Here is an 8226-nt window from a genome sequence, read left to right as displayed (position 1 = left end):
TTAAGTCGACAGTTAATCGAAGAGTTTAGCCAAGTTGTAGATTAAGTCAGGAGTTAATCTAAGAGTTTGGTCAAGTTGTAGATTAAGTCGACAGTTAATCGAAGACATACCCAAAATCAACACCATACAACGAAAAAATTCTGGGACATAAATGATTTTCATAAAAAATAAGAGCAGAAATTCATTATTAAAATGAATTTCTGCTCTTATTAAATTTTTAGGACATTTAAGATATAACCTTATTCTATATAATATCTCTTCATTAACTCAGCTACTGTTTCATCTTTTGCGCCTTCTGGATGCGTGCCACACCAAAGATTCATATAGTCTGGATTTTCTAATTTTTTAGACTGCCCTCTCATTGGTTGTGTTAATTTATTTTGAATTGGATATGAGCAGATGCTTTCTTTAAATTGTTCCATATACTTTATATAAGTATTGTTTATACCATTTGCATAACGACCACTAAAGGTATTCGTCAAAGTTATTTCTTCAGACTTTGCTTTTAAAATACTTTCTTTATGAATATTTGGCGCACCACTTTCTTTTGTAGTTAAGAATGCTGTTCCAAGTTGTACGGCTGCCGCACCTTTTTCAATATAATATTTAGCCTGTTCAGGTGTTGTAATTCCTCCTGCTACTACTAGCGGCAAATTCACTTTGTTGTAAGTTTGATTGAATAATTCTTCCAACGTTAATCGGACATAAGGGAGTTCTTGTTTAAACGAACCTCTATGACCACCCGCTTCACTTCCTTGTAATACTATTGCGTCTACACCTATATCTTCTAGAGCTTTTACTTCTTCAAAGTTGGTTCCTGTACCTATCACGATTATATGATGCTGATGTAATTTTTGAACAAGATTTTGTGAAGGTTTCCCAAAAGTAAAACTAACAATTTCTACATTTTTCTCAATAATTATGTCTATCATTTCATCAAAATTGTCCTCTATTGAAACTTCATTCACTCGTTCGTAGTTTAATTTTTCTGCTATAGGTTTCAATAGATTATTCATATTATCTATTTTTTCTTGATTTATTTCAGGAAATTCTGGCACGAATAAATTTACACCAAATGGATTTTGTGTCATTTCCCTAATTTGATCAATATCTTTGGCAAGTGTTTCTGGTGTCATATAGCCTGCACCAATTTGTCCAAGCCCTCCTTCATTGCTAACAGCAGCAACTAAATTAGGTGTCGTCACTCCACCAGCCATTCCTGCTAAAAATATTGGTTTAGTTATTTGTAAACGCGACAATACTGTATTCGTTTCCATTTTCAAAACCTCCAAAATAAATTTTGAACCGTAAGCTAATTATTTTGTTTTTCCTAATAATTAGTGCATTATAATGACATCATACTAAAAGGAGAACTAAAATGACACACTCAAAACTTTCATTAACTGAAATTATAAATAAAAGAAAATCAGTTAAAGAATTCGATCCAAACTTTAAAATTCCTAGAGAAGAAATGACAGAAATGATAGAACTTGCAACTAAAGCCCCATCTTCAATTAATCTTCAACCTTGGCGCTTCGTTGTAATTGATTCTGAAGAAACGAAACAAAAATTAGACCACCTTGTACAATTCAACCAAAGACAATTACACTCTTCAAGTGCAATTATTCTTGTTCTTGCAGATTTGAAACACGCTGAATATGTAAGTGACATTTATGAGAAAAATGTTGAACTTGGTTATATGGATGAAAACTCTAAAGATTACTTCATTGAAACTATTTCTAATTTAATTAGTAGTGCTGATGAAAGTTACTTTAACGCACAAGGATTAATGGATGCTAACTTAGCTTCAATGCAATTAATGTTGATCGCTACAGACCATGGCTATGATACAAATCCAATTGGTGGATTCGATAAAACAGCTGTACTAGAAGCTTTAAACATTGATACTTCAAGATATGTTCCAGCTCACTTAATCGCAATTGGTAAAGGTGTTAAAGCACCTCATGACTCAAGTAGATTACCTGTAGAAAGCGTACTTGCTTGGAATGACGAAAGTAACGGTACTATCGGTCAATAAATAAATTTATCAAATTTTAATTAAGACACCTACTGTCAATTTAATATTTTGAGGCTGAGATAATTAATTGTCTCAGCCTCATTTTTCATATTGCATTCGACACCATAATCGTGTAAAATTCATGTCTATGAGTTTTATTTTTTTACTTAAAAACTTTACCGCTTTAAAGTATTCATATAGTAAGGGAAGGAATTAAAATGAAAAATTTATCGCAATGGTCATCAAATATTGGCTTTATTTTAGCCAGTGCTGGTTCTGCAATTGGACTAGGTGCAGTTTGGAAGTTTCCATATATGGCTGGTACTTATGGTGGTGGCGCATTTTTATTAATATTTATTATATTTACACTGCTCGTTGGCTTACCTTTACTTTTAAGTGAGTTTGTTTTGGGACGCTATGGTAGAACATATTCAACCAATATCTTCAAAAAAGTATCTGGGAAATCATCATTTAATTTAATAGGATGGCTCGGGAATTTAACAGTATTCGTATTGTTTTCATTCTATAGTGTTATTGGTGGTTGGATTATTCTATATATTATACGTACCTTATTAGATAGCTTTGGATTAACACAATCCCATGATTACGGTAATATTTTTACTGATTACATCTCTAACCCATTATACTCGTTAGCTAGTCAATTCGCTTTTATACTCTTTACTGTCGTTATTGTAAGTAAAGGTGTCGAAAAAGGGATTGAAAAAGCATCAAAAATAATGATGCCACTGTTATTTATATCTTTTGTCATCATTATTATTAGATCAGTAACATTAGACGGTGCAGTTGAAGGTATTCAATATTTCCTACAACCAAAAATTTCAGATTTAAGCTCTGAAGGTATACTATACGCATTAGGACAATCATTCTTCGCTTTATCACTTGGTACATGTGGAATGATGACTTACGCTTCTTATTTAAATCGCAAGACCAATATCGTAAAAAGTGCTAGTGCCATTGTATGGATGAACATTGCAGTATCTATAGCAGCAGGTTTAGCAATATTCCCTGCAATATTTGCTTTCGGTTTAGAACCAAATCAAGGACCAGGATTATTGTTTATTGTTCTTCCTCAAGTATTTGATCAAATGTTTATAGGACAATTATTCTATCTGCTATTTTTAATATTATTCTTGTTTGCAGCAATTACATCTTCAATTTCATTATTAGAATTGAATATATCTAACATTACTAAAAATAATAACGATAATAGAAAAAAATGGTCATATATTATTGGTAGCTTAGTATTTGTATTCGGTATCCCTTCTGCATTATCAAACGGTGTGTTACAAAACTTCACATTTGGTGTTGGAACATTCTTTGATAATATGGATTACCTAGTCGCAAACGTATTAATGCCTATCGGTGCATTAGGTGTTACAATCTTTGTCGGTCATATATTTAATAAAGAGACAATTTTGAAAGAACTTAATATGAGTGATACTAAAAAAGGCAGAATATTCGTCAACGTTTGGTATTTCTTAGTTAAATTTGTTCTTCCAATCATTATCATCGCAGTATTTATCGGGCAATTATTATAAATTATTAAAATAGTGAGGTTGGGACAAAAATACCCATTCTCAAATAAAGAGAGCTTATCCATCATTTTCGGATTAGCTCTCTTTATTTATAAAATTTAATTAATAACCACAAAAAATGATACTGCTCATTTTGTTACAATAATCCTAACCATTAACAAGGAGCTGAAACTAATCACAAATTTTCAGATTTCATAAATAATGACATATTTCTTATTTGTATATAATACTTTCTATAATTAATACAACAAATACTTGAACTTTATCTTAATTACATGTAATGTAATAAGGGAAGTGTGACGGTTGTCTGCCCACAGACAACCCTACCTATAAAACTACTGTCAAACAAAGGATGATTTATACCATGTTAACTAAAGAATTCTCAGCTAAGGTCGGTCTTAGTGAAAAGCAAGTCAGAAAAATCGTACAGCACTTAGAAGATAGAGGATATCAACTTTCTAAGACAGAATACCGTGGAAGAGAAGCAACTGACTTCCAAGAAGAAGATATTGAACTATTCCAAGAAATAGCTGAAAAGGTCAAAGAAACTAACAGTTATGATCAAGCTTTCGAAACGCTTGAACAAGAAAAAGACTTCTTACAAGTTCTAGTTAAAGACGAGCCAGCCAATCAAACACCTGAGCTACAACATTTAATCGAAGAATTAAGATTAGAAGTTCAACATATGCGTAGAGAAAGACAAATGTTAGGAGAAATGTTACAACAAGTACATATCCAACAACAAAAATTGGAACAAACGTTAGCTTTACAAGCTCCTGAACAAACTTCACAAGCTACAGAAACTAAAGTTGGAGCAAGTACAACAGAAAAGGCTAACAGTGCTGAAGAAGTAACAGCAGATAAAGCTACTAAAGAAACTGTTGATAGCAAAGAAGATACTAAATTAAACGAAGATACACCTAATACTGAACTTAAAGAACAAGAGAAACCAACTGTGGCTAAATCAGAAGATAAAGCTTCAGCTGTTAAAACTGAGCCTACAACTACTTCAGACAAGAAAGACGTAGAAAAAGAAGAAGTTAAAGTAGAAAATAAAGAAGTTACTGCTGATAAAAATCAAACTACAAATGATATTGCTAAAAAGGACATTACTAATAAAGATGTTCCTAAAGAAAATAAAGCAGAATCACCAGTTACTCAAGATACAGTAATTAAAGAAGCTGCAAATGATGCTACTAAAGAAGAAAAAGAAGAAACTACATCTTCTCAAGTTGTAACTAATTTAGAAAATAATGAACAAACTGATGAAGAACCAAAGAAAAAAGGATTCTTCCAAAGATTATTCAATATTTAATCCAATAAAAGGGAGTTTGGACATTAATGTTCAAACTCCCTTTTTGTTAAGTTTTTGTAAATTTCCACTATATAATTGTTAAATGCAACTTTACTTTGTTATATTGAAATTTATATTAACTCGTTTAATTAACATTAACAATTGGGAGTGTTTCACATTATGGAAACATTAAATTACGAAGATATTAATACTAAAGCGTTATGGAAACATAACAATCAAGTTGTAAAAATTATAAAAGAAGATTTAGATTTTTACATCAAATTAAACCTTAAAGAAAACAACGATAAATTAGTTGTATTTTCAAATGGCGCGTATGACCCTGCTAAAAGTAATCCACCTGTTTTTATGAGAAGTAAATGGCATGAAGACTTTAATGCAAATTGCTTGTATATAGACGATCGAACGATTCATAACACGCAATTAAGATTAGGTTGGGGTGTAGGTACTAAAGAACGTCATTATCTAAGGGACTATTCTGAGATTGCCAAAACAATTACAGAACAACTCAATATAGAGAATAACAAAGTCGTCTATTGTGGTTCATCTGCAGGTGGATTTATGTCGATGTATCTTGCTACTTTACACAAAGAATCTACTGCAGTTGTAAATAATCCACAATGTTATGTTGATCGATATGACAAAACAAATGTCGAGAAACTATATAAAAACATATTCCCTGATTACTCAAGAGACTACATAAAAAAACAATTTGCAGTTAGAATATCTATTACAAGTCTTTTCAGAATTCAAAAGTACGTACCAAAGATTTACTATATACAGAACAGATTATGTAAGACAGATATGAATAGACACTACACGCCATTCTGTAGTTTTCTAGATAAATATAATATCAATAGTACCAACATTAAATTTATCCTCTATAACAATAAAAAAATGGGTCATAACCCTATATCTCGAGAGTCCACAGTAGATTTTGTTAATCAAGTATTAGAGGACAGAATAGCAATGTCAGGTTTTTAAGTAAAAGTCCTTAGGAATATATCCTGAGGGCTTTTTTTAGGCTTTTGAAAAGAATTTTAAAAATTAATAAAGCACTTTCATTAACTTTTATGTTACCCTATACGAGTACTGTAAAAAACTGATAAACTCTTATAGCAAAGGAACTCATTATGAAATTCACAAAAGAAGAATGGCGAAATACAAATTTTAAATTAGATATGGATACGAGTCATTTAAATTTAGAAGAAATCATCAGTCTAAATGATTACTTAACAAACTCTGAAATTAATGAAGTTTATTTGCCACTCATTAACTTTTTACCTAACAAAGTTAAATTCCATAAAGATTATTCATCGGATATAAACAACAAATTACAGAACAGAAATAATACTACACCATTTATCATCGGTATTTCAGGTGGTGTTTCTGTAGGAAAAAGTACAGTATCAAGACTGCTCTTAAACCTACTTCAAGAGTACAATACAGACTGGAAAGTGGATCTTATCACTACAGATGGTTATATTATGCCTAAACAAGAATTGATTGATAAAGATTTACTTTCTAAAAAAGGCTTCCCTGAAAGTTATGATACTAAAACATTAATCAGTCACTTAAAACAAATAAAAAACAATGAAAGAAATATACCAACTTACACATACTCTCATATCACTTATGATCGACTTAAAGATCAATATCACAACATAGATTGTCCTGACATCCTTATCATAGAAGGCGTGAACATATTCCAAGTAAGCCCACATGAAGAAGAACTTGTAAGTGATTATATCGACTACAAAATATATCTAGACTCAACAATAGAAAATATGAAAAAATGGTATATCAATCGCTTCTTACTCTTGCAAGAAGAAGCCTTCCAGAAGCCAGACTCACATTTCTATAAATATCGAGACATCCCGCAAGACGAAGCCATCACGATAGCAAAAGACCTTTGGGATAATATAAACGAAGTCAATCTGATAAAAAATATTTTACCAACCAAAAACAGATCAGACTTAGTACTCTATAAAAACCACGATCACGTAATTGAGCAGTTGAAGTTTAATAAATTTTAGATGAGAAAATCAAAAATAACCCTCTAGCCTGAGTGCTAGAGGGTTTTACATATATTTTTATTAACCTATTTCTACTATATATCTTTAAAATAAGTTTTAAGAAAAAGCTCTTCAAGTTTCGATTCAATTGTTAATTGTGTTTTTTTACATTGATTTTTAAACTTTAATCTAAAATACAAAGTTTCATACATGTCAGTTATATTCTTTAGAATTCTATAATATTTTACCCCTTCAGAATCTATTTGATTTAATTTAACTTGTATGTCATTTATCCAGTTAATTAGGTCTATATCAGATAACCCTTTTTCTAATAAAGATTCAATTATGAATACTTGTCTCTCATCTTCATTATCAATATATGGTAGAGAATCCTTCGTTAATTTGAAGAGATTATTACTAATTAAATTCATAATCGTAGTGTTATGCGTATTTAAATAAAAGTCAGATTCTATACAAATAGAAATTAAGTCTGATCCATGCGCAATGCTATGTGCCCACCCTTTATTAAGTATATAACCTCTAATATCTTGCTCTTTTTCATAATAAAAAATCGCTGCATTAAAAATTTTATTGTAAATACCTTTTTCAAAATGTTTATTTTTTATATCATTTTCTACTATAGAGGCAAGTATTAAAGAGCTAAAGCTTCTTAAAAATACACTATCAGAATCGTTATTCCCTAAATCTATATTTAAATTTTTTAAACTTCTATACAATATTTTCTCAACTTGAATATCAGTTAATTTATTATTTAAAATCAATAAACAAATAGTTTCTGTAGTCTTTTCACGAATATCAGAGTCTACATTACCTATATTGCTCATTAATTCAGTTAACATCGAATCTGGAATATTCTCATGAATTAAATTATTTTCAAATAAATTTAATACTTCTTTTATATTCATTCCCATCCCACCTGACAAAGTAATTATATATTAGTATAAATCAAATAGGAATTAAATTACAATTTCATTTATAAATGTTTGTTATACGTTATATATTATTGTTCTTTGCTATACGCTAATTTTAGACACACTCACATATATTCAAAACCTTTTAATATCAATAGTTATAAAGGGTTAGTCTAAAAGTTGTAAGATATAATATTTACCTTTGACCTGCCATAATGATTCGTTAAGTCGGCTTATGACATCATTAGTAATGTGATTTTAAATCGCCTTAAAACTTGTTCAAAGTTATCTAACAATATTATATGATTAAATTGAGTATGGATTGTATTGTTGAGATAATATAATTTGTTTTAAATAATTAATACACTTAAGAACAAATAGTTAACAGTTAAGG

General features: G+C 30.1%; 7 protein-coding genes. 5 read left to right on the top strand and 2 right to left on the bottom strand.

Annotated elements, in window-relative coordinates; all coding sequences use genetic code 11:
- Positions 1 to 239 precede the first annotated feature (239 nt).
- On the bottom strand, positions 240 to 1277 hold the full coding sequence (locus tag CD129_RS07870; RefSeq protein WP_078357143.1) for an NAD(P)H-dependent flavin oxidoreductase: 1038 nt from the start codon (positions 1275 to 1277) through the stop codon (positions 240 to 242).
- 101 nt (positions 1278 to 1378) lie between these two features.
- Between CD129_RS07870 and CD129_RS07865 the strand changes: the two genes are divergently transcribed.
- The 5 genes from CD129_RS07865 to coaA all read left to right on the top strand — a co-directional run bounded on the left by CD129_RS07865 (position 1379) and on the right by coaA (position 6921).
- Positions 1379 to 2038 (top strand): nitroreductase family protein, encoded by a 660-nt coding sequence (locus CD129_RS07865; RefSeq protein ID WP_078357144.1) that lies wholly within the window; start codon positions 1379 to 1381, stop codon positions 2036 to 2038.
- Positions 2039 to 2235: 197 nt separating this feature from the next.
- The gene (locus CD129_RS07860) at positions 2236 to 3576 is read left to right on the top strand and encodes a sodium-dependent transporter (RefSeq protein WP_107509086.1); all 1341 of its coding nucleotides are present in this window, start codon (positions 2236 to 2238) and stop codon (positions 3574 to 3576) included.
- Between the two features lie 361 nt (positions 3577 to 3937).
- Positions 3938 to 4888 carry a hypothetical protein gene (locus tag CD129_RS07855; protein ID WP_115337906.1) on the top strand — a complete coding sequence of 317 codons (951 nt, stop codon included), beginning with the start codon at positions 3938 to 3940 and terminating at the stop codon, positions 4886 to 4888.
- Positions 4889 to 5047: 159 nt separating this feature from the next.
- Complete coding sequence (locus tag CD129_RS07850) at positions 5048 to 5869, top strand: prolyl oligopeptidase family serine peptidase (RefSeq protein ID WP_115337907.1); 822 nt, start codon at positions 5048 to 5050, stop codon at positions 5867 to 5869.
- A 149-nt stretch (positions 5870 to 6018) separates the two neighbouring features.
- Complete coding sequence (coaA, locus tag CD129_RS07845; RefSeq protein WP_115337908.1) at positions 6019 to 6921, top strand: type I pantothenate kinase; 903 nt, start codon at positions 6019 to 6021, stop codon at positions 6919 to 6921.
- A 74-nt stretch (positions 6922 to 6995) separates the two neighbouring features.
- Here coaA and CD129_RS07840 read toward each other — a convergent pair whose 3' ends face one another.
- Complete coding sequence (locus CD129_RS07840; RefSeq protein ID WP_157946486.1) at positions 6996 to 7826, bottom strand: DUF2785 domain-containing protein; 831 nt, start codon at positions 7824 to 7826, stop codon at positions 6996 to 6998.
- Positions 7827 to 8226 lie beyond the last annotated feature (400 nt).

It is taken from the genome of Mammaliicoccus fleurettii (genome assembly GCF_003970575.1).
GTDB lineage: Bacteria > Bacillota > Bacilli > Staphylococcales > Staphylococcaceae > Mammaliicoccus > Mammaliicoccus fleurettii.
This window is presented reverse-complemented; position numbering and strand designations above follow the sequence as displayed.

Excerpts from the sequence above, each read along its gene's own strand:
- coaA (WP_115337908.1), top strand. The coding sequence starts at position 6,019 with ATGAAATTCACAAAAGAAGAATGGCGAAATACAAATTTTAAATTAGAT.
- CD129_RS07860 (WP_107509086.1), top strand. The coding sequence starts at position 2,236 with ATGAAAAATTTATCGCAATGGTCATCAAATATTGGCTTTATTTTAGCC.
- CD129_RS07855 (WP_115337906.1), top strand. The coding sequence starts at position 3,938 with ATGTTAACTAAAGAATTCTCAGCTAAGGTCGGTCTTAGTGAAAAGCAA.
- CD129_RS07850 (WP_115337907.1), top strand. The coding sequence starts at position 5,048 with ATGGAAACATTAAATTACGAAGATATTAATACTAAAGCGTTATGGAAA.
- CD129_RS07865 (WP_078357144.1), top strand. The coding sequence starts at position 1,379 with ATGACACACTCAAAACTTTCATTAACTGAAATTATAAATAAAAGAAAA.
- CD129_RS07840 (WP_157946486.1), bottom strand. The coding sequence starts at position 7,826 with ATGAATATAAAAGAAGTATTAAATTTATTTGAAAATAATTTAATTCAT.
- CD129_RS07870 (WP_078357143.1), bottom strand. The coding sequence starts at position 1,277 with ATGGAAACGAATACAGTATTGTCGCGTTTACAAATAACTAAACCAATA.